The sequence below is a fragment of the Paenibacillus sp. sgz302191 genome (assembly GCF_057749925.1).
This window is the reverse complement of record NZ_JBYLHY010000001.1, coordinates 25,736-46,193: the sequence shown is the minus strand read 5'-3', so window position 1 is coordinate 46,193 and position 20,458 is coordinate 25,736. Positions and strand designations below refer to the sequence as shown.

Here is a 20,458-nt window from a genome sequence, read left to right as displayed (position 1 = left end):
GCTTCAACCTTCCGTTTCATATAAATTAATGAGCAGCCAATCCGGGGTAAAATCCCGCGAGAGCAGCCACACTTCCGTAAAATGCCCACGGGGCAGCTTAAGCTTCTCTTTCCTGCGCAGCACGTCGGACATGCCGAAAAATAACGATAAATTGCGTATTAGCAGTGCGCACGGATAATCGTGCGAATAGTCCGCAAACTTCTCAACTTTGCTGCGCACTCTATCGTTGATCGATTGAATAAACCGGTCCGGCACTTCCGTTCCGGGAAGCGTAAGCTCCGAGCGCGCCATCATAAGCCTTGCTTCTTCGGTGTCATAAAAAAGATGCGTCACTTCGAGCCCCTTTTTGTTCAGGCTGGCGTCCTCCAGCAGTGCGTCTGGCTTTTCCTGCTGCTGCAGCAGCCTGAACGGAAGCCGATGATTGAGATTGTACAACTCCACAAATATGTCGATGGCCGTTCGCTCGAGCGCCTTCTTTTCTTCTTCGTGTTTGTTCATAGCTCTCCCTCAAGTTTCCAGGCTTCGTTCCTCGATTGCAGCTTTCCCTTCCTATATTCTATGTTACCACATCCGGTTTCCCCGGAAAAATCCAAAGAAGTCCGCCGCTGCGCGAGCAGCTTCAGACTCCCACTTTATTTTTGCTTAAAAATCCGACCAAATCCCCGGCTGCAAGCGGTCTGCTTATATAATAGCCTTGAATCTCGTCGCATCCAAGCCCATACAACATATCCCATTGGCCCTGCTCCTCTACGCCTTCGGCCACGACCCGCTTCCCGAGACTGTGCGACATCGCAATAATCGCGTTGATGATGGCGCGGTCATGTTCGCTTTCCAGCATATCTTTCACAAAGGAGCGGTCGATTTTGATGGAATGGACGGATAGCCGTTTGAGCAGCGATAAGGAAGAATATCCCGTACCAAAGTCGTCAATGGACAGCTTCACGCCCAAATTCATAATCTCGCTGCAAATGTTCGTCACATTTTCGCTGTCGCTCATTGCCGTGTTCTCGGTAATCTCCAGGCAGAGCAGGCTCGGATCAATGCCCGTTCGATGCAGCGTATCCGTCAGCCGGCGCGAAAAGTTCGGGTCGAGGAACTGCCTGGCCGACAAATTGATGGACATCGAAAACGGCGCAATCCCCGCTTCCAGCCAGCGCTGAAGCTGAAGACATGCGGTATCGAGCACCCAATACCCGATCTCCACAATAATGCCCGACTCTTCGGCTAACGGAATAAAATCGCCGGGCGGAACAAAACCGATGCCGGGACGATTCCAGCGGATCAGCGCCTCGACCCCCATAACCGCGCCTGTCCGCACGTCGATTTGGGGCTGGTAATGAAGCGAGAACTCGCCTTCCTCCAAACCTTGCCGCACCCCCGAATTGATCAAATATCGCCCCTGTTCCTCGTCATGCAGCTGCGGCTCGTACATCACGAACTGGTTTCTGCCCTGCCGTTTCGCCTGATACATCGCGATATCGGCGAATTGCAGCAGCTCGTCCGGATTCACGCCATGCTCAGGGGACCAGCAAATGCCCATGCTGGACGTAACGTAGAACGCTTTATCCTGATAAGCAAAAGGCATTTTGAAGCCTGCGAGTATTTGATTCGCCCAGCCGTGGATCTGCTCCTTGCCCTTCAATCCGGGAATAATGAGCGCAAATTCGTCCCCGCCCAATCGGAAGATCGTCGCCTGCGGAGGCGCGAGCAGCGACAACTGGTCGGCCACTTTTTTCAACAAATGATCCCCGACAACGTGCCCTTGAGTATCGTTAATTTGCTTAAATCCGTCCAAGTCCAGCAGCATAATGGCAATGGAAGAACGACTGCCCTCGGATAAATGCGATTCCAGCTCGTTGTTGAAATGAGCGCGGTTCATAAGGCCTGTCAGCGTATCGTGGTAAGCGAGATACACGGCCTGCTCTTCGGCCGCCTTGGCTTTCGTAACGTCGAGCAGCACCACATACTGCAGCAGATCGCCCTGCGCCTCAAAATATTTGCTCTCGGCCTTAACGTACTTTTTCGCCCCTTTGCGCGTGACGACGATATAGTCCCCCTGGATCGTTTCTTCCCCGAAACCCGGCTGGTCGAACGAACGCGAGGACTTGTGGGACTGGGGAAAAATGAACTCCTGCGCATGGCGAAGAAGCAATTCCTTCTGCGTGCATTCAAAAAGCAGCGCCGCTTGCGGATTCGCCTCTTTAATAATTCCATCCTGGTCCGTAATGATCATCGTTAACGGCGACATTTCGTACAGAGCCTGATACTTCCGTTCCAGGGAAGGCAGGAAATCATATTTGATCATGGCATATCTGAGGAAAAAAGTGAAGATAATGAGCGCGAAACTGCTTAATGCCGGAAAATTGACGCCGCTTGGCATAACAGCCGGCATTTTAAAGAATATAAACGCTATCGCCCAAACAAACGAAAAAAGGAGGCCAAGCAAAACCGTGCGCATCTGCTTTCGCTTCAAGTTCAAATCGTATTGATTTACGAACCTGAACCCTGCGGTCACGATGACGATGCAAACAACGGCCGTATACAGCGTGCTGCCCAGCATCAATGCTGTTAGGCCTGCACCGGGTTCCTGGTATTTCCAAATGCCGTTCTGGACGAAATGAACCGTTATCCATGGAGGCGGAAAAAACACCAGCGAGGCCGGAACCAACGGGCTGTAGCAGATCGCCGTCATAACCGGCCGCGGAGTCGATTGAAATCCCTCCGTCAGCCTGAAGCAAAAATGCATCGTCAGACACATGATGATGAAAGCCGGAAAATAAAACAGCAGCAGCGCGATTCGGCCCGCGTATTGGATCGGGGCGATACTGAACAGCAAATTCCCGATGAAAAACAGCATGGTGGCAAGGAAAAAACAGGCCGCGATTTTATTCAGCCCGTTGTACCGGTTTCGCTGATAAATTTCGATCATCATGTAGAGCAACAAGAGAATTGGTACTATGTACAGGAGTATGGACACTAAATAAGCGATCATGAAGCACACCTCATTATCTTGTTAGTCCGTCATAAACGACCAAAAAAAAAAGAAACCTTGCTTTAAGGTTCCTTCTCAGCGGCCTAAAGCGGAAACTGGCTGGCATACGATGTGAATCCTTTTCGTGTAGCCCCTATAGCTTTGCGTCCTTGGCTTTCGCCAAGTTTGCCTTTATCTCTTTAAGAAATATTTAAATTGGTGAATGATAGGTCTAAGTTCCTAGTTATTTTATATCACGTATCACCAAATTTCGTCAATAAAATCCTTAATTATGAAATATCTGGTGCTATCGGCTCCTCGGATGGCTGCTTACTTTTCGGCCCCCCCGCCGACAATCCGCCAAAATCCGACAACGGAGGAGCTATGAACGCCCCCTTTTCGTTAAAGGAAAAAGAGGCCTTCCTTAGCCTATTGTCACAAGCTAATCAGAACCTCTTCTTCAAAGCGCCCTCGGCGCTGCAAGCCGGCAGTCAGACCCAGTCAGACCTCTATTTTGCCGAATGGTCAGGCTTGCAGCTCGGCGGCGGGAACGGCTTCGGCTTCTTTTTTCGATAACACTTCCTTCTTCAGAAACCAGCAGATAACAAAAGCCGCGATCATAAAGCCTAAAGCGATGATAAAAATGCTCTGGAACGAATTCACAAATACCGCTTGAATCTTCGTTACCAGATCGGCGGATATCCCCGCGGGAATTCCCCCTGTCTCGATATGATCCGCCATGCCCGGAGGAAGCTGGCCGGCCAACCCGGCAACGCCGGTTTTGATTTTGTTAGCGAGCAGGCTGCCGAAGACGCTTAATCCGATTGTCGCTCCAAGCGACTGGAACAGCTGAACGGTTCCGAGCGCTACGCCGCTGTTCTCCTTGGCGACGGATTCCTGAACGATCAGGTTATCTCCTCCGAATAAAGCCCCGATACCGAGTCCTAACAGGACAAAGGTAACAATGATGTACAGCGGCGTTGTCGCAGCATGAACCTGAGACAGCAAACCGACGCCGACGATCGGCAGCAAGAAGCAGACGATAAACAAGTTCCGGTACGGAATCCGGGTAATCAGAAATCCGTTCAGGATACTCGAAGGAATCGCCCCGGCCATAAACGCCAGCGTCAAATATCCGGCAGCGGTTGGACTTAGGCCCATCACGTTCTGAGAGAAAAACGGGAACGCCGCTATTCCGCCCATCAATCCAAGCATTACGATAAACACAAGCAGCGACAATACGACCACATTGCGGTTGCGGAACAACGACAGCGGTATAATCGGTTCCGCCGTTCTGGATTCAATCCTTATAAAGAGGGCGATAAACAGGGCCGAAAGCGCAAGCAGCCCTATGATCAGCGGAGATGACCAGGACAAGCCCCGATTGTCGATCAGCACCGGCGCAAGCAGAAGGGAAAGCAGCGCCAGCACGAGCGCAGACGCCCCCATCCAGTCGATGGACCGCTTCTCCTCCCCTTTGGATTCGCGCATTCCTACGAATATCACCGACGCTGCAAGTATCCCGACCGGGATGTTGATCAGGAACACCCAATGCCAATTAAGATGATCCACGAAATAACCGCCCAGCGTCGGTCCCAGCAGTTGTGGAATGATCATCATCGGCCCGAACAGGCTCTGAATTTTGGCGCGCTGCTCCAGCGGGTACGTATCGCCTATAATTACCAATGCCAACGGCATCAGCCCGCCGGCGCCTATTCCTTGGATTCCCCTGCCGATCAGCAGAACGGTCATGCTGTCCGCAAATCCGCAAATGATGGAACCGAGAGAAAACAAAGCCATGCAGCTTAAATAAACGCGTTTGCGCCCGTACAAATCCGCCAGCTTTCCTAAAATGGGCATAAATATGGTCACGGCAAGCATGTATACCCCCGCCACCCAGCCGTAAAGCGACAATCCTTGCAGCTCGCGGATGATCGTCGGCATAGCCGTCGATACGACCGTTTCGTCCAGCTCGGCAAAAATAAGCCCGAGAAGCAGGCCGATCAGCACGAGTGATCTGTTATTTTCCTTCATTGTTCAATACCTCTCTTCTATTCCTTAACTATTGCCATCATAAGCGCTTTTCAAGCTTGCTGAAACCGGCCGCGGATGCATCACCGCCTCCATCCCGAGGCGGATTTACGGATAAAAAAACCGTGCTGCAGCCAACGGCGCATGGATGCGCCGTGGACTGTAACACGGTTTGTATAGAATGCGGGCTTTCGTCAAAGCGGATCGACCTGCACCGCCGCCTGCTTGCCGCTGAGCTGGATGCCCGTCCGTGGGCGCCCGAGCGCTCGCAAATCTTGAAGCAGCGCTTTCGCAGCCGCTCCTTCCTTGCCCTGGATGCGCACGACGAACTGAACGGCATCGCCGGCCCCGAGAATGCGCTCCGCCTGCCGTTTTTTCGTCTCCAGGTCGTGATCCTCGATCTGCGGTGTGAGCCGGATTTCCTTCACCTTCGCCCCCTGCTCCTGTTTGCGCGCCTGCTGCTTTTCCTGCAGCGCCTCCTGTTTCGCCTGGCCCGCTCCGGCCAGCTTGCACGGCGGAGGGCTGCTCATCAGCGACGTGCAGATCAGATCGACCTTCAGCTTCCTGGCCAGCGCGAGCGCTTCCGTTGTAGGGACCACACCCAGATCCTCTCCGTTAACACCGGTGAGCCACACCTCGGAAGCTTTAATTTTTTCATTTTTGATCATTGTGAATGCCCCTGTTCTTTCGCTATAATGAACCCAGCTAACGTAAAAATCCAAGCCTATGCTTACTAAGAAAGTTGTGCTATGCAAAACTCGAAGCCAATGCTTACGAAGAAAGTTTTGCTGACGCAAAACTCTAAGGAGATGTCCAACCGCTATGAGCCAAAAAGATCTCGAACAACAAATTATCCGCAATTATCAGCGCGATGAGCAGATGATGATTCTCGTATTCGCCCAATGGTGCGTCAACCGCGGCCTTGACCCAGCCGAATTGTACCGTCAGGCCTACCCCGATCAAACGGACAACGTCCTGCTGCAGCAAGCTCTTGAGCTGACCGTCCCCAAGGAAGAAGCCGGCGAAGTGCCGGACGAAACGCTGCTCGGCGTGCTCTCGCTGTTCGGCAACGAAGAACTCGCCTTTGTCGTAACCGGCGAGATCGCCAAAAGGCCCAAAAAAAGCGGCCGCTAGGACAGTGCCCGACGAAACGCTCCTCGGCGTGCTCTCGCTGTTCGGCAACGAAGAACTCGCTTTTGTCGTAACCGGCGAGATCAACAAACGGACCGAAAAAGAGCAGCCGCTAGGGCGGTGCCGGACGAAACGCGACTCGGTGTGCTTATGCGAAATGACAGATTCTATGCAGCGCGAGCGGCTTAAAAGGCAGTCATTATTCTTTGGGTTTGCACAAAAACAACTCCTTCGGGCAAGCTCCTGAGACTGACTCCCGGGACCGGACGCGGCATCGGCGATCATACCAATTGGAACGCTCTTGCCAGCAGCTCGCAAGTACGCAGCCTCGTTTCAAAGTGAAACCCTGCCGCCACGACCATCACTTCGTCCACCTGGTAGTCTGCCGCCAAAGCGAGCAGCCGATCCCGCACTTGCGCGGGGTTGCCGATGATCATGCGCTTGCGGTTGTCCCGAATCCGTGTCTGATCCCACTCGGAATACGGAAAAGCGGTCGCTTCCTCCGGCGTCGGGACGCCGTGGAACTGGCCCTTCTCCACGCGCAGAATTTGCAGGTCCAGCGACCGCGCCAGCCACTGCGCCTCCGCTTCCGTCTCGGCGCATACGACGTAGACGCCGACCATCGCCTGCGGCACAACATTCAGCGAGGACGGCCGGAATGCGCTGCGGTAGCTGCGCGTCACCTTCTGTCCGCCCGCTCCGTTGATGAAATGCGCAAAGCAGAACGCCGCGCCTGTCTGCGCCGCATAGATCCCGCTCTGCCCGCTGGAGCCGAGCAGCCACACCTGGGGCATCCGATCCACCAAAGGGGTGGCGCGGATGCCCTCAAAAGGATGCCCCGGTTCCACCGAATCGGTGAGGAACCGGACCAAATCCGCGACTTGACCCGGGAACCGGTCAAGTCCCTCGAACAGATTCGCGCTGCCGCCCCGCAGCGCGCTGGCCGTATGCGGCGTGCCTCCCGGCGCACGCCCGATCCCTAAGTCGATGCGTCCCGGATAAAGCGCCTCGAGCAAGCGAAAATTCTCAGCGACCTTGTAGGCGCTGTAGTGCGGCAGCAAAACGCCTCCGGAGCCAAGCCGGATGCGGTTCGTACGGGCAGCGAGCGTGGAGATGAACACTTCCGGCGAGGAGCCTGCCAGCCCTTGCGAATTATGGTGCTCCGACACCCAGAACCGGGTGTAGCCCAGCCGGTCGGCAGCCTCGGCAAGCCGAATCGTCTGGCGGATCGCTTCACTATGCATAGTCCCCGTCGCAACCGGAGAGTGGTCCAATACACTAAGCTTGAGCATCTCGTACCCCCTACTTTTCCCATCGCCCCAAGGCGATACCTCGATTATACCAGCCGCACCCGCAAAAAGTTGCGCCCCTCCCTCACACGGAACGATGAAAGTGGTCGACCGACCGCCGTCATGCAGCGCAGCACCGCGCGCAAACTCATAAAAGGGTCTGCAGCAACAAAAGTTTCAGGCCCCCGCCGTTGTGCCTTCACAGCTGGCACTCCACCGCTGAGCCTCCATCGTTATTTGCATGGAAACCTCGTCTTCCAACGTTCCGACAAGCAGATTTCGTTCTGCTAAGCCACGGTTACATGATGCTACCAAAAGTTTAACTGCGGGCTAGTCGCCCGTTGGGTGCTCCTTAAGACGACGCAGCGATCTGAGCAGCAGTGGTGCTGCCCCTTCCTTCATGGCGGTCTCCCCTTCCGACTCCAAAACCTGCAAATGTGCAGGCTTTTTCATCGGAAACGGGGCGTTTAGAGGAAAAACCTGCAATTGTGCAGGAATTTCCCATCAAACCAGGGCCAATCTCGATAATTAGCGAAAAAAACTGCAGATTTGCAGGAATTATTCCCAGCCAGAGCATCAAGGAGCAAAAAGATGCACTTTTGCAGGTTTTCGGCGCGTGGCCGGTGATTTTTAGCGAGTAAGCTGTTCGGCGGTCAGCGGCAAGCAACGCCACGGCGGGCAGCTGTCGTCGACCACCGGACCGCAACGCCACGACGGACAGTTAGCGACGACCACTGAGCCGCACCATCACGGACGGGCAGCTGTCGTCGACCACCAGACCGCAACGCCACGACGGGCAGCTGACGAAGTCCAGCGGCACGCAACGCCACGACGGACAGTTAGCGACGACCACTGAGCCGCACCATCACGGACGGGCAGTTGTCGTCGACCACCGGACCGTACCGCCACGGCGGGCAGCTGTCGTCGACCACCGGACCGTACCGCCACGGCGCCTCCGCACCGCTCCCGCCGCTTCGGGGCGCCTTCAGCGCCGCAAAAAAAGACGCCTCATCCCCACTTGCATCGTGGTGTTGGAGGCGTCTTGTCGCATCGTCCGGGACCGGCTCACTTGCTGATACCTTTATGGAAACAGCCCGATAGGTCCCCCCCGCTCTTATTTCAATTCGGTAATAAGCCGATCCACTTCGCCTGTCGGCGTGTCGATCGATTCATATACTTTGACACTGACATTGTTTTCATTTTGATCCGTCGTGATGTTCGTAAAGAACAGCTTCTGATCGCCGCTCACGAGGCGGCCGGTTCCTGTCAGCGGGAACGACTGCGTGCCCAGGCTGCTGCCGCTGCCGTCAACAAGCTCGAATTTCAGCTTGGAGAAGTCTTTGCCGACCAGCACGTTCGAATCTTGTTCGATGCCCAGCGACAGCCACAAGCGGTACGTGAATTTGTTCGCTGATCCGACGGCCCATGTTTGCGTTAAGGAAGAACCCTTGATATCCACAGTATATGGATACAGACCGATTTTATGACTGTCCTCGTTGCCTTGCGCCGTAACTTTGTAAGACGCGATCGTCGATTTGTAAGTCGGCGCAGTGCCGCCGTCGGCAGCTCCTGTAACCACGTCCTGCAGCTTCATCGCGAACGTGTCGCTCGTCTCTGAAGCCGGGAGCACGAAAGCATAGCTGACGACGACGGAGCTTCCGGGCGCTACGCTTTGCTGCGCATCTTTTTGTCTCTCGCCTGCGTAATCGTAGCCGGTCGGGCTCGTAATTTCGGTTTGGAAAGCGGGAACCGGAACAGGACTTTGCCCTTTGTTGTTTAATTTAAACTTGGCGATAGCAAGCTTGTTGCCCTGATCATGGTTATCCGCCACATGAAGCTCAACCAGCGAAACGTTAAGATCTTGATTGATGACGGAGTTCCACTTTTCAAAAGCAATTGGATCGCCGTATTTGTAGCTGGCAGCCGCCGGCTTGCCGCCTGGCAGTTGAATGTTCAGCTTGCCTACGCTAAAGCTCGACGTTGTCGTTTTGCCTGAAGCGTCTGCTTGCGTAAAAGTTTCCGGGGTCAGCACGTTGAGGCTTTCCAGCACGGTATCCATCTCCGCATTGATGGCGAAGTGGATATATTTTTTCTCGCCCGGCTCCAATGTTACACCGCTTGCTTCTACTTGCTTGCCTGTGTATACGTTCGTTTTGCTTTTGCCGTCCAGTTGCAAGGCAGGTACCGTTTCCGTCTGCTCGGACGGATTCTCCACCAACAGCTTGACCAAATAAGCGGCCCCTTGATTGGTGTTGCTTCTGCTGATGTCGACAGGCTTGTATGTCAAAGCCGATTCAAGAGTAGGAATGGCAAAAGTATCTCCCCATGCCTTGATCAAGGCTGTATCCTGAAACGTAGAGCGGCTGCCGTTCCAGGACGTTGCGCCTACTGGTACAGTGAACAGCGTCGTCTCCTGCTTCGGATACACGTCGTAGTTAACGTCAACCAGTGACAAATCGGTCAGGCTGACTTCCGTTTGGCGGTTGATGACCTTCATATAGGTCAATTCCACCTCGGAGTTCGGCTGCACGCCATGAGCGTTGCCGCTGCTCGGACGCAGCGTATACACAGTGCCGTCGCTCGTGGCAAGGCGCAGCTCGTGGTCGGGAATACGCACGGTTTGATCGCTCGTATTGTTGACTCGGATTACCGCGCCAAGGCGCACGCCCGAGGATGTTTTTTCGTTGAAAACTCCTTCTACGGAAACATGCAGGCTGCTGTTCAAATCATATGCGGCTAATGGCGCTGCGACTGCTGCGGAAGCCGTACCGTCAGCCAGGGCGGGCAGCCCGGATATGAGCAGTGAGGAGGACAAAAGTACAGTCATCGCAACTTGTTTGAATTGGATTTTCATCGGTAAGATTCCTTCCTTCTTTAAGCTGTTTTACATTTCGACCATAACATGATGTTGAGCTTCAGAGCCTTCTTGCTGCGCCGCCTTCTCCTTTTTCTTCTGTCTCAGGAACAGGACCAGCACGATGGAAAGAAAGGCAGGAATGGCAGATATGACAAGCGTATCGGTAATCGCTCTGGTCAGAGCTTCTTTGGACACCAGGGAATACAGGACGCCGATCACGCCGCTGGTTGCAGAGCCCGTATCGGTGCCAAGCTCCAAGTAACGGTGCACGACATTGCTTTGGAAATCCGCGTATGCCGGTGAATTGGAAGAAATAAGTTCATTGAATTTTGTCCCGTACTGTGTGGATTTGTTGCTCATAATGCTTGTTAGCACCGCGATGCCGAGTGATGCCATAACGTTCCGAACGACGTTGGAGACGGAAGACGCTCTGCCGATCATATGGTTCGGCAATGTATTCATCCCTGCGGAAGACAACGGCATCATGCATAAGCCGATTCCGATACCGCGAATAATTAGCAGGCCGCTGATCCAGTGCATGGACGTTTGCTGGGAAAGCACGTGCAGTTCCAGCGTACTGAACCCGATAATCGCCAGCCCGACTACGCCGAGCGGAACGATGCCGTACTTGGTCACCAATCTGCCGGCAATCGGCATCATGAACGCCATCGCAATCGATTGCGGCATCATGACGAGCCCTGTCTGCATCGGCGTCAGACCCGATACGCTTTGCATGAAAATCGGCATCAAATAAATGCCGCCCTGCATCGAAATCATGACGAAGCTGGACGCTGCCGTACTAAGGGAAAAAACGGAGTTTTTGAACAGCCGGAAATCCATGATCGGATTTTCTTTGCCCAGCTCCACCCAGATGAGCAGCACAAAACTGAAAAACGAAATAAAGAACAAGCCGACAATATAAAAGGAAGTCCATCCGTCCGTCTGGCCGTCGGTTAAAGCGAGCAGCAGCGTACCGAAGACGATCATCGATAAAATACTGCCCGTAAAATCAAACTTGAGCCCTGTCCGTCTCGGCGTCTCCTGTAAAATAATAAAACCCAGAGCCACCGCCAGAATGCCGATCGGAACGTTGATGTAAAACAAGTAGCGCCAGCTGAAGTTGTCGACCAAATATCCGCTGAGCGTAGGCCCCATCGCGGGCGCCGCCATGGCGGCGATTCCCCAGATGCCCATCGCTACCTGGATTTTGCTGCGGGGCATGATCTGATACAGCATCGCCATCCCGACTGGCATGATGAAGCCTCCGCCCAAGCCTTGAATGATCCTGAAAATGATGAGGCTCGTATCGCTCCAGGCCACACCGCATAAAATAGATCCGATAATAAAGGCAACGACCGTCGACAAAAACGTCGTCTTATAGCCGAACCGGTCGGATAAAAAACCGCCCATCGGCACAACGACCGCCGAGGCCAGCATGTACCCGGTAACGACCCATTCGATGTCCGTTTGCGAGGAGCCGAATACGGCCATCAGCTTGGGCAATGCAACGTTCATCAAACTGTTGTCGAGAATGGCAAGGAACGTGCCCAAAATCAATACCATCAAGGCAAGCCACTGGTATCCCGTGATCTTATCTTCCACTTGCCCTTCAGTTGCAGGGGTCGCTGTTGCTGACATGCTCGTATCCCCCTTTACTCGGCGCGCACCTTGGCGCCGTCCGCGAGCTTATCGCCTGGATTTACGACGATTTTATCATTTGCTTTCAGGCTCGCGTCCCCTTTGAGATAGACCCAATCCTGATTTTTATCTTCCGTCTGCAGTTCGACCGGATGAACCGTATCACCGCTCAATTTGTAAACGACCGACTTGCCGTTCTTTTGAACGACGGCCGCCTTCGGAATTTCCAAACGGCTCTCGCCGCCGCTTCCGCCAAACGCAACGCTGGCGACGGCTCCCGCATGCAGCGCTCCGTCCGCGTTGCCGACGGTCAGCTTAACCGGGAACGTATTGTTGTTCGTATCGGATACGGGGCTCACGAAAGTGACCGTTCCTTCGAACGTTTTGCCCGGAATGCTCGGCACGAGCACCGTCGCTTTGGTTCCCTGCTTGACGGAGCCTACCATATCCTCAGGCACGCTGACTTCGACTTTCACCTGATCCATGCTCACCACCGTCAGCAGAGGCGACCCTGCTTGCGCCATTTCGCCGGCATTGACGTTTTTCTTGACGATAACGCCGTCGATCGGCGAGACGACAGCCGCATTGTTCACTGCGATTTGCGCCAGATTGAGCGACGCTTGCGTGCGGGTCACATCCGCTTTGAGAGCTTCCAGCGTATTGGACGTCGCGCCTTCTTTCAGCAAGCTTAGCTTCGCCTGCGCTCCGGACAGCTGCGCACTCGCGGCCTGCTGCTGCGAAACCGCAGAATCATAGGCCGATTTGGCCTTTTGATAGTCCAAAGTCACTTTATCCAGATCATCCTGGGTGACATCGCCCTGATCGAAAAAGTTTTTCGCATGGTTATAGTTTTTCGTAACCAGATCATATGCCGCTTGCGCTTGCGCTACGCCGGCAGCCGCTTGGCTTGACGCCGCTTTGGCCTGCTCGACGGCCGCTTGCGCCGCCTGGATGTCCTGGGAGCGCGCCCCGGCTTCCGTATCCGCCAGCTTCGCTTGCGAAGCGGTCAGCCCGGCCTGCGCCTGGTCCAGCTGCTGCGTCAGATCGTCCGTATCGAGCTGCACGAGCACGTCGCCCTTTTTCACTTTGGCGCCTTCCTCGACAGCTACGCTGGCGATTTTGCCGCTGATTTTGGATACGACCTGCACCGTCTGGTCGGCAGCGAGCTTCCCGCTTGCTCCGGCTGCAGCCGTGCTTCCGAGAGTGATCACTTTGACGCTCGGCACGTCAGAGGAAGCGGCGTTCGTCGGTGCGCTTCCGCAGCCGCTGACCATCATCATGGCTCCGGCAAGTACGCTTATCGATAACATAACATTCAAATGTTTTTTCATGGGTGCTCACCTTACTCCCCTTTGATATGGATTTTAATTGCAGCATTCATGCCGGGAGCCAGATCGAGTCCCTGATGATCGTCGATGGATATCTTTACGTTCATGCGTTGAGTAACTTTTGTAAAATTGCCGCTTGTCGTTGTGGAAGGCAGCAATGAGAACGTGGACGCCGTTGCCTGGCCGATTTCATACACTTTGCCTTGGAATTCCTTTCCGGCATATGTATCCAGAGTAAACGTTACCGGCTGGCCGACCTTGATCTTCTTGATTTTCGTTTCTTCGATATCGGCCGAAACATATAGCGCATTTTTATCTACGATCATGGCAACGGACTGTCCCGGCGAAACGACTTCGCCGACTTTGGCGGCAGTTTGAATGATCGTACCGCCGATAGGAGCGCGCAGCGCCGCCTGATCGAGCAGGCTGTTCGATAAATTCGTAATATCCTGTTGACCGACGATTTGATCGGCTACAACCGTATCGCCCACTTTGACGCCGAGCGTATTGATTTTACCCGAAATACGAGGCATCACCCGGTAAATGTCTCCGGCAATGCGGGCATCGTCCGTAGTGACGAAATTCGCACCTTGATACCAGTAGTAGCCTCCGATACCCCCGCCGCTCAACACCATAATGACGAGAATAACGATCAATATGATTTTTCTATTCATTCCGTTCCCTCCAGCTTTTTCTCTAAATGTTCCATCATCTTTGTTAACACATCTTTGCACATATCGATTTGCTCCGGTGTAAATGCGGCTTCAATACCGGCATATAACTCGCCGTTAATCGTTTCCAGACGATCCTTTTTGAAACTTTGGCAAAAGTTCGTCGTCCGAATCCAGACGATGCGGCGATCCTGCTCATCTCTTTGCCGTTCGATCAGGCCGTTCCGTTCCAGACGATCCGCGATCCCCGATACCGTGCTGTTGCTTAAACCTACCGACTTCGCAAGGTCGCTCAGCTTGCGGGGCTCATTTAAAAATAATTCCCTCAATATAAACAGCTGTGGTCCCGTCAATTCTATATCCTTCAATTCCCGAAGCAGCAAAGCCATGCGCAATTTATGAAGTTTCATAATAATTGTCGCAAGCTCTCTCACTGAATCCAATTCATTCCCCCCTTATGTTGCCATCGATATATTTCGCACTCTAATATTTCGTACACGAAATATTTTGCTGTTACATATCATAGCACGCGAATCCTATCTTGTGAATATGTTTTGTGTAAAAAAATTATGAAAAAAGTCACTCGGGTTTCGAGTGACTTTGAATGTTCGATATTCAGCTTGTTCAGGTCTTGGCCTGGAGTCTGTCCGATAAACCCCAGTAGAAGGGGCGGCCAAGACGGTACCGGCATCCTCAAAAAACCCGCTAAAGCGCAGCTTTCCGCTCCTTGATGCGTTCGCAGCGAGCGATACATTCCTGCCTGCAATGATCAGGCTGTTGAGGAACCCCCGCACCAGAGCCGATAGCACAGTCTCTGCCTGGCTGCGCTGAGAAAACCTGCAACTGTGCAGGTTTTTGCTCGTTGATCCGCCGGCAGAGAAAAATTCCTGCAATTGTGCAGGCTTTTGCTCGTTGATCCGCCAGCAGCGAAAAATTCCTGCAATTGTGCAGGTTTTTCCACCCTGCGCATGGGCTCAGGTTCATTTTCGTCGGAAATTCCTGCACTTTCGCAGGCTTTTCGCCAAAATGGACCTTTTTTGTGAAAAAAGCCTGCACTTTTGCAGGCTTTCTCCCTGGCCCGGCTTGCCAAGCCGCCTCAGGCCCCAGCCGTGCAGCACCGCAGTCCGAGCCATGAGGGGCGCGGGTTGGAAAAGAGCGGCCGCGTCAAAATTAGGCGCTCCCCTGAGGGGCAAAGATGACCCCGGTTTGCGGTCTTTTACGGTTTTGTGGTTTTGTGGTTTTGTGGTTTTGTGGTTTTGTGGTTTTGTGGTTTTGTGGTTTGCGGTTTGCGTCTTTAACAGCCTTGAGCTTTACGCCTTTAAAGCTTTATGGCTTTTACGCCTTTACGCCTTTACGCCTTTACGCTTTTACGCCTTTACGCTTTTACGCTTTTACGCTTTTACGCTTTTACGCTTTTACGCTTTTACGCTTTTACGCTTTTACGCTTTTACGCTTTTACGCTTTTACGCTTTTACGCTTTTACGCTTTTACGCCTTTACGCCTTTACGCTTTTACGCTTTTACGCTTTTACGCTTTTACGCTTTTACGCTTTTACGCCTAGCAGCCGCGGCTTTACGGCCGGCCCCGGGGCCTTATCGCAGCCCCTTGGGCCGGCCTTCCACGAGCCGCCTGCCGCCGGGCATGGCCAAGTGCTCGCCCCGCAGGCAGGTCTCTCATCGACCTGCCCGCGGGCCCGCGAACCTCCCGCGGCCATCCGGTCATTTTTTCGTATCGACGTCCAGGATGTCCAGCAAAAAGACGAAAATCGGAATGCCCAGGATCAGGCCCCATATCCCGATGTAGTGCTCGGAGAACAGAAGGACGATCAGCGTGTAGAACATCGGGAGATTCGTTTTGGACGACATCAGCTTCGGATTCAGCAGGTAGCCTTCCAAAACGTGCAGCACGGCGATCATGATCAGCACGTAGATGACCATCGTCAGCCCGCCTATGTTGTATCCGATAATGCTCAGCGGGATCAGCGAAATGATGAAGCCCGCCACCGGAATCAGACTTAGCAGAAAGATCATGATCGAAAGCGCGAACAGGTAAGGAAACCCGAAAATCCACAAGACAATGATCGTAAAACCGGTATTGAACAGCGCGATCAAAATTTGCGCCTCGATCACTTTGCCGAAGGAGAGCATGAACTTTTTGCCGAAAAACTCCAGCTCGTTATACAGCCAGGCGATCTTGCTCGTTTTCAGGCGGGAGGTAAACCCGACGATTCTCGTTTTTTCCAAAATAAAGACGAGGCTCAGCACCATCGCGAGCAGAAAAGTCGTGCTCCAGTTGCTGATTCGCAAAATGTATTCGAACCCGTGCTTGACATAGGACTGAATGTCCAAATCCTTCACCGTTTTGTACAAATACCGCAAAAACTCGTCTTCAGGCGCGGGCAAACTCGTTAATCCCGTTAATATATCTTTCAATTGCTTGATTTGGTGCAGCACTTTCGGCAAGTAAGTCGCGATCGCGAACACAAGTCCGGTGACTACGGCCGCGTACAGCAAAATGATGATGACCTTGCTGTTGATCACCATATACTTGCTTAAAAATTTGGAAAGCGATCTTTGAAGACTGTTCATGATGTAGGCGATCAAAAAAGTCAGAAGAACCAAATTCATCATATCCCTGATGCTGAACAGCAGCAAGCATATAATGCCAAGAATCAGAAACCTTCGCACCGTTAAATTCGCAAGAAACTGCTTCAAGCCTTCCATTTCACCCACTCATCTCCATTCATGTCTCCGCGCCTGCCAATCCCGAAGCAGACCGCACCGGCGTAAGCCAAGGCGGTTTGCGAGCCAGCTGCGCGGCGCACCTCTCATCGCTGTTATTATCTGTATTTCATCTTACACAAAATGGCTGGACTATCGCAACATGACGGGCCGCAAAACAACAAAAAGCGCCCGGCCAAGGCAATGCCGCCTTAAGCCAAGCGCTTACTCGATAAATGTTTATGCCCCAAGCCATCCGTTAACTTTGCGCGAAAAGTTCAGCAGCATTTTCTCGGACGGGAATTGCGAGCTGAAATCCTCGATGCCGAGGTAGCCGTCGTAGCCCACTGCTTTAAGGTCGTCGAGCAGCAGCTTCCAGTTGACGATCCCTTCATCCAGCGGCGCCCAATCGCTATGCCACAGCTCTACGCCGTCCCGGCGCTCGCCGCTCGGCAGCCACTTGGCGTTCTTGACATGCACGTGAGCCAAATACGGCCCAAGCAGCTCAAGGCCCATGCGGAAATTTTCAAAACCTTCGTGCACCATGTTGCCCGCATCATGCAGCACCCCGATCGCGTCCGGATGAAAGCCGGAGACGAGGCGGTGAGCCAGTCCCGCGCTTGGCGCTATCGTTTTGTGGTGAATCTCGACGAGCCCTTTGACCCCGTACTGCCGGGAGAGCTCCTGCACATGATGCAAATAATTCACGGCTTCGCTGAATAAGTCGTTGTAGTTACGGCTGCCGTCGTATCCCGGAACGCCGACGCGGATAAAGCCCGCGCCCAGACGCTTGGCGACCTGCATGACCCGCTCGGTACCCGCGACATCCCCGCAGGTCAAGTACGGCGTAACGCTCAAATTGACAAGCCCGTGCTCGGCAGCCGCCAGACGAAAGCGCTCAAGCTCCTCATCCGAAGATGCGGGGTCGATGGAGCACAAATTATTTCTCCAGAAAGAAGGCTTTTCTTCCGCCGCGCCGGCCGGCACTTCCTTGTAGCGCCACTCGATGCCGTCGATACCCGCGGCTTTTGCCGCTTTAGCCAGTTGCTCCGGCGTTAAATCCGGTACGGAAACCGTGAATACAGAAAGTTTCATCCTTATGAATGCCTCCCTTATTTTGGAAACCCATATGAAAGTCGTAATTCAGTATCGCTTACCCTTATTTTGCAGTATAATAAAACCGTATTCTTTGCAATAATTGGGCATTAACTTGCTTTTTTTGACTTCACATTTTTTTGGAGGACAGCGCCGATGCAAGAGCTTTACCGCAATTTGCAGCAGTCGATCAATTTCAGGCATTCCGTTACGTATGACCCGACTCCTTTCGAATTCCATATGCATCAGGATTTGTACGAAATCTACTTTTTCCTGACAGGCCAAGTCCATTATTTTATAGAAAAACAGGTGTATCCGCTGCAATACGGCGATCTGCTCATCATGAACAGCAGCGAGCTGCACAGGGCGAATTTTCAGACCAAAAGGCAGCGGTACGAGGTGATCGTCATCCACTTCAATCCGAAGCTGATCGGGCAGTTCAGTTCCCCGGGCTTTGAGCTGCTTGACTGCTTCGCGAACCGGCCTTCCGGCGAACGGAACCGCATGCGGCTGACGCCCCAGCAGATCGATACCATTATGAAGCTGTACGAACGCATGGAAACGTTAAGCCGTCCGAATGCCCCCGCAGGCTCGGATATTTTGTACGTATCCGCTTTCATCGAGCTGCTCGTTTTCATCAACCGCGTCTTCCAGGGCCAGGACAAGCAGGACGAGCAGACGATGATGCCCGACAAATTGATCTCGCTCCTCGCCTACATCGACGAGAATTTGGAGCAGGATCTGTCCCTGGAACAACTGGAACACGTCGTGTTCATGAACCGCTCTTACTTGTGCCGGCTGTTCAAGAAGCATACGGGCAGTACGATTCACGAGCACATCTTGTTCAAGCGCATCGCCAGAGCCAAGCTGCTGCTCCGCAAGGGCTGCACCGTGACCGACACCTGCCAGCAGGCGGGCTTCAACGACTATTCGAACTTCATCCGCACGTTCAAAAAGATCGTCGGCCTTCCGCCAAGGCAGTATCAGGCGCTGCAGCGGCGGAGCTAAGAGACTGCCGGATGAACTCGGCAGGGGCTCCGCCGGACAGACTCCCGATCCCCAGGCCGGACCGGGCCGGGCCGCTCCGCGGGCTTCACCATTTTTCCTGGCGCTCCGTTATTTTCCGCTTCAGCTCGTCCAGCCAGCCCTGGACATCAAGGTGCCGGACGCTATCGACGTATTCGCTCCAGAGCTTTTCAAATTCGTCCTGCGAGCCGGCGACGACCATTTGCGGCGGATATTTTTTGTTGATATCTTTCAGCTTTTGCTCGAAAACTTTGCCTTTGGCGGAAAGCTCGATGCTCCAGGCCGGAAAATATTTGCGCCTCGCATCAGGCGGGTTGAACAGCTCCTCGTAGGACGAAACGCCGTACGCCTTCAGCAGCTTTTTGTCCGCGTTGCTGTAATCGGCCGCTTTTTCCTCCGGCTGGGTTTGCGGATCGTAGCTGTTGCCGTCCGGCATCGTGCCCGACGATCCCGGCCAAAAGTACAGAATGTCGCCGCTCCAGCTGTTCCGGTTCTCCTTGCTTTTGAAGAAAGCCCGCTGCTCTTCCGTACGGTAAAAGCGCCCCTGTGCGTTTACCATGTAATCCTCGCCTTGCACGCCCCAGCGCCGCATCACCTGCGACTGCTCGCCGGCCATGAAATCGGCAAACTCGATGGCGCGGACCGGATCGGCACAGTTGATTGAGATGCCGAAGCCGAAGCCGTAATTCATCATCGGCGTATCCAAATAATCCGCCCTCACGCCCTCATCGAAGGTGAGCTGCAGCGGCGCGTACATCTCGTCCCATTTCCCCTGCTGCTTCAGCACCATTTGCGCATCCTGAAACTGCCAGTATTGATCGAACATCCCGAGCACCCGGCCGCTGGACAGCTTGGCCAAATATTGATCATAGTTCATCACGAACGCTTCCTTATCGATCAATCCCTCGTTAAACATTTCGTTTAGCTTGGCGTAGTAGCGTTTGGTGATGTTTTCGTCCGTTTGGTAAAAATTCAGCTCGTTCGTCCCGGGATTTATCATCGCGCGCGAATCGTTGGGACCGCCCGCCAAAAACTGCATCGCCGTCGTGAGCGTGAAATTGCGGGAATCGTAGGTCAATATTTCAAAAGGAATCGTTGCCGCTCCATCCTCGGTCCGGGGATGCCGCTTGGCGTAATGTTTAAGCAGCTCCGCATATTGGTCGAACGTCTTGATTGACGGATAGCCGGCCTCTTTCAATACTTTCTTCTGCACCCAAAAAGCCGCATTGATCGTCCGGCTCGGCTGACCGGCCGGCACGCCGAAAGGGAGCGCGTAAATGTGCCCGTCCGCGGCCTTGATGCGGTCCCAGTACGGACCGTAAATTTTTTTGATGTTCGGCGCATGGGATTCAATCAAATCTTCCAGCGGAATCAGCGCTTTCGCGTCGATCAAAATAAACATTTTATCGCCGCCGTAGATGAGGTCCGGATAATCGCCGCTGGCGATCATGACGCCGAGCTTTTGCTCGATTTCGCCGACGATGCGCTCATAAGCGACGGTCACGCCCGTTTTTGCCGTAAATAGGTCCCCCAGCTTGGTATGCTCAGGCACGGGATCTCCCGGGGCGTTGAGAAAATAAGTGAAGGTGACGGGCGCTTGTTTCCCGGGCTCGGCGGGAGCCGCTCCCTGACCGCATGCGCTTAGAAAAAACACCGGCAACGATAGAGCCAACCATGCTGAAAGCGCTCTTTTTTTCATAT

19 protein-coding genes and 1 riboswitch are annotated in these 20,458 nt (G+C 53.6%); of the genes, 5 read left to right on the top strand and 14 right to left on the bottom strand.

The genetic code is table 11. The annotated features are described in order from the left end of the window. Window positions 1-3: 3 nt before the first annotated feature. Together AC3G2T_RS00210 and AC3G2T_RS00205 are read right to left on the bottom strand one after the other, a co-directional pair. Entirely contained in the window at window positions 4-498 is a 495-nt protein-coding gene (locus tag AC3G2T_RS00210; RefSeq protein WP_474682027.1) for a hypothetical protein, read from the bottom strand. A gap of 121 nt (window positions 499-619) precedes the next feature. Continuing rightward, a complete protein-coding gene (locus tag AC3G2T_RS00205; protein ID WP_488434103.1) occupies window positions 620-2,992 on the bottom strand; it encodes an EAL domain-containing protein in 2,373 nt (790 codons plus the stop codon). An 87-nt stretch (window positions 2,993-3,079) separates the two neighbouring features. Next, window positions 3,080-3,172, bottom strand: a riboswitch (cyclic di-GMP riboswitch). Window positions 3,173-3,187: 15 nt separating this feature from the next. On the opposite strand from AC3G2T_RS00205, the gene AC3G2T_RS00200 reads away from it, so the two are divergent. Continuing rightward, window positions 3,188-3,547: a hypothetical protein gene (locus tag AC3G2T_RS00200; RefSeq protein WP_488434102.1), complete on the top strand. Its 360-nt coding sequence runs from the start codon at window positions 3,188-3,190 to the stop codon at window positions 3,545-3,547. Here AC3G2T_RS00200 and AC3G2T_RS00195 read toward each other — a convergent pair. Together AC3G2T_RS00195 and infC are read right to left on the bottom strand one after the other, a co-directional pair. Beyond that, window positions 3,497-5,005, bottom strand: coding sequence for an MDR family MFS transporter (locus tag AC3G2T_RS00195; RefSeq protein ID WP_488434101.1), 1,509 nt, complete (start codon window positions 5,003-5,005; stop codon window positions 3,497-3,499). The two genes, AC3G2T_RS00200 and AC3G2T_RS00195, sit on opposite strands and share 51 nt — an antisense overlap. A gap of 191 nt (window positions 5,006-5,196) precedes the next feature. Further along, the gene (gene infC / locus AC3G2T_RS00190; RefSeq protein ID WP_488434100.1) at window positions 5,197-5,670 is read right to left on the bottom strand and encodes a translation initiation factor IF-3; all 474 of its coding nucleotides are present in this window, start codon (window positions 5,668-5,670) and stop codon (window positions 5,197-5,199) included. Window positions 5,671-5,824: 154 nt separating this feature from the next. Between infC and AC3G2T_RS00185 the strand changes: the two genes are divergently transcribed. Both AC3G2T_RS00185 and AC3G2T_RS00180 read left to right on the top strand, forming a co-directional pair. Then, entirely contained in the window at window positions 5,825-6,136 is a 312-nt protein-coding gene (locus AC3G2T_RS00185; RefSeq protein ID WP_488434099.1) for a hypothetical protein, read from the top strand. Between the two features lie 4 nt (window positions 6,137-6,140). Beyond that, on the top strand, window positions 6,141-6,380 hold the full coding sequence (locus tag AC3G2T_RS00180) for a hypothetical protein (RefSeq protein ID WP_488434098.1): 240 nt from the start codon (window positions 6,141-6,143) through the stop codon (window positions 6,378-6,380). A gap of 34 nt (window positions 6,381-6,414) precedes the next feature. Here AC3G2T_RS00180 and AC3G2T_RS00175 read toward each other — a convergent pair whose 3' ends face one another. The 7 genes from AC3G2T_RS00175 to AC3G2T_RS00145 all read right to left on the bottom strand — a co-directional run bounded on the left by AC3G2T_RS00175 (window position 6,415) and on the right by AC3G2T_RS00145 (window position 14,972). Further along, complete coding sequence (locus tag AC3G2T_RS00175) at window positions 6,415-7,425, bottom strand: LLM class flavin-dependent oxidoreductase (protein WP_488434097.1); 1,011 nt, start codon at window positions 7,423-7,425, stop codon at window positions 6,415-6,417. Between the two features lie 1,111 nt (window positions 7,426-8,536). After that, window positions 8,537-10,276 carry a hypothetical protein gene (locus AC3G2T_RS00170; protein ID WP_474682019.1) on the bottom strand — a complete coding sequence of 580 codons (1,740 nt, stop codon included), beginning with the start codon at window positions 10,274-10,276 and terminating at the stop codon, window positions 8,537-8,539. Window positions 10,277-10,306: 30 nt separating this feature from the next. Continuing rightward, complete coding sequence (locus AC3G2T_RS00165) at window positions 10,307-11,917, bottom strand: DHA2 family efflux MFS transporter permease subunit (protein ID WP_488434096.1); 1,611 nt, start codon at window positions 11,915-11,917, stop codon at window positions 10,307-10,309. A 14-nt stretch (window positions 11,918-11,931) separates the two neighbouring features. Continuing rightward, window positions 11,932-13,248 (bottom strand): efflux RND transporter periplasmic adaptor subunit, encoded by a 1,317-nt coding sequence (locus tag AC3G2T_RS00160; RefSeq protein ID WP_474682017.1) that lies wholly within the window; start codon window positions 13,246-13,248, stop codon window positions 11,932-11,934. Between the two features lie 11 nt (window positions 13,249-13,259). Continuing rightward, window positions 13,260-13,919 carry an HlyD family secretion protein gene (locus AC3G2T_RS00155; RefSeq protein ID WP_474682016.1) on the bottom strand — a complete coding sequence of 220 codons (660 nt, stop codon included), beginning with the start codon at window positions 13,917-13,919 and terminating at the stop codon, window positions 13,260-13,262. Next, window positions 13,916-14,350 carry a MarR family winged helix-turn-helix transcriptional regulator gene (locus AC3G2T_RS00150; protein ID WP_474682268.1) on the bottom strand — a complete coding sequence of 145 codons (435 nt, stop codon included), beginning with the start codon at window positions 14,348-14,350 and terminating at the stop codon, window positions 13,916-13,918. The genes AC3G2T_RS00155 and AC3G2T_RS00150 overlap by 4 nt, the downstream gene beginning before the upstream one ends. Before the next feature lie 271 nt (window positions 14,351-14,621). Beyond that, entirely contained in the window at window positions 14,622-14,972 is a 351-nt protein-coding gene (locus AC3G2T_RS00145; RefSeq protein ID WP_474682015.1) for a hypothetical protein, read from the bottom strand. Between the two features lie 139 nt (window positions 14,973-15,111). On the opposite strand from AC3G2T_RS00145, the gene AC3G2T_RS00140 reads away from it, so the two are divergent. After that, window positions 15,112-15,477: a hypothetical protein gene (locus AC3G2T_RS00140; RefSeq protein WP_488434095.1), complete on the top strand. Its 366-nt coding sequence runs from the start codon at window positions 15,112-15,114 to the stop codon at window positions 15,475-15,477. A gap of 157 nt (window positions 15,478-15,634) precedes the next feature. Here AC3G2T_RS00140 and AC3G2T_RS00135 read toward each other — a convergent pair whose 3' ends face one another. Continuing rightward, window positions 15,635-16,639, bottom strand: coding sequence for an AI-2E family transporter (locus AC3G2T_RS00135; protein ID WP_474682013.1), 1,005 nt, complete (start codon window positions 16,637-16,639; stop codon window positions 15,635-15,637). A 237-nt stretch (window positions 16,640-16,876) separates the two neighbouring features. Next, complete coding sequence (locus AC3G2T_RS00130) at window positions 16,877-17,731, bottom strand: sugar phosphate isomerase/epimerase family protein (RefSeq protein WP_488434094.1); 855 nt, start codon at window positions 17,729-17,731, stop codon at window positions 16,877-16,879. Between the two features lie 156 nt (window positions 17,732-17,887). On the opposite strand from AC3G2T_RS00130, the gene AC3G2T_RS00125 reads away from it, so the two are divergent. Further along, the gene (locus AC3G2T_RS00125; protein WP_474682011.1) at window positions 17,888-18,739 is read left to right on the top strand and encodes a helix-turn-helix domain-containing protein; all 852 of its coding nucleotides are present in this window, start codon (window positions 17,888-17,890) and stop codon (window positions 18,737-18,739) included. An 85-nt stretch (window positions 18,740-18,824) separates the two neighbouring features. Here the strand turns inward: AC3G2T_RS00125 and AC3G2T_RS00120 are convergent, their stop codons facing one another. Further along, window positions 18,825-20,456, bottom strand: a complete 1,632-nt coding sequence (locus AC3G2T_RS00120; protein ID WP_488434093.1) for an extracellular solute-binding protein — start codon at window positions 20,454-20,456, stop codon at window positions 18,825-18,827. Between the last annotated feature and the right edge of the window lie 2 nt (window positions 20,457-20,458).

What these genes read in the sequence shown, in the direction of transcription:
- AC3G2T_RS00210 (WP_474682027.1), bottom strand. Translation starts at nt 498, where the DNA reads ATGAACAAACACGAAGAAGAAAAGAAGGCGCTCGAGCGAACGGCCATC.
- AC3G2T_RS00205 (WP_488434103.1), bottom strand. Translation starts at nt 2,992, where the DNA reads ATGATCGCTTATTTAGTGTCCATACTCCTGTACATAGTACCAATTCTC.
- AC3G2T_RS00195 (WP_488434101.1), bottom strand. Translation starts at nt 5,005, where the DNA reads ATGAAGGAAAATAACAGATCACTCGTGCTGATCGGCCTGCTTCTCGGG.
- infC (WP_488434100.1), bottom strand. Translation starts at nt 5,670, where the DNA reads ATGATCAAAAATGAAAAAATTAAAGCTTCCGAGGTGTGGCTCACCGGT.
- AC3G2T_RS00185 (WP_488434099.1), top strand. Translation starts at nt 5,825, where the DNA reads ATGAGCCAAAAAGATCTCGAACAACAAATTATCCGCAATTATCAGCGC.
- AC3G2T_RS00175 (WP_488434097.1), bottom strand. Translation starts at nt 7,425, where the DNA reads ATGCTCAAGCTTAGTGTATTGGACCACTCTCCGGTTGCGACGGGGACT.
- AC3G2T_RS00170 (WP_474682019.1), bottom strand. Translation starts at nt 10,276, where the DNA reads ATGAAAATCCAATTCAAACAAGTTGCGATGACTGTACTTTTGTCCTCC.
- AC3G2T_RS00165 (WP_488434096.1), bottom strand. Translation starts at nt 11,917, where the DNA reads ATGTCAGCAACAGCGACCCCTGCAACTGAAGGGCAAGTGGAAGATAAG.
- AC3G2T_RS00160 (WP_474682017.1), bottom strand. Translation starts at nt 13,248, where the DNA reads ATGAAAAAACATTTGAATGTTATGTTATCGATAAGCGTACTTGCCGGA.
- AC3G2T_RS00155 (WP_474682016.1), bottom strand. Translation starts at nt 13,919, where the DNA reads ATGAATAGAAAAATCATATTGATCGTTATTCTCGTCATTATGGTGTTG.
- AC3G2T_RS00140 (WP_488434095.1), top strand. Translation starts at nt 15,112, where the DNA reads ATGACCCCGGTTTGCGGTCTTTTACGGTTTTGTGGTTTTGTGGTTTTG.
- AC3G2T_RS00135 (WP_474682013.1), bottom strand. Translation starts at nt 16,639, where the DNA reads ATGGAAGGCTTGAAGCAGTTTCTTGCGAATTTAACGGTGCGAAGGTTT.
- AC3G2T_RS00130 (WP_488434094.1), bottom strand. Translation starts at nt 17,731, where the DNA reads ATGAAACTTTCTGTATTCACGGTTTCCGTACCGGATTTAACGCCGGAG.
- AC3G2T_RS00125 (WP_474682011.1), top strand. Translation starts at nt 17,888, where the DNA reads ATGCAAGAGCTTTACCGCAATTTGCAGCAGTCGATCAATTTCAGGCAT.
- AC3G2T_RS00120 (WP_488434093.1), bottom strand. Translation starts at nt 20,456, where the DNA reads ATGAAAAAAAGAGCGCTTTCAGCATGGTTGGCTCTATCGTTGCCGGTG.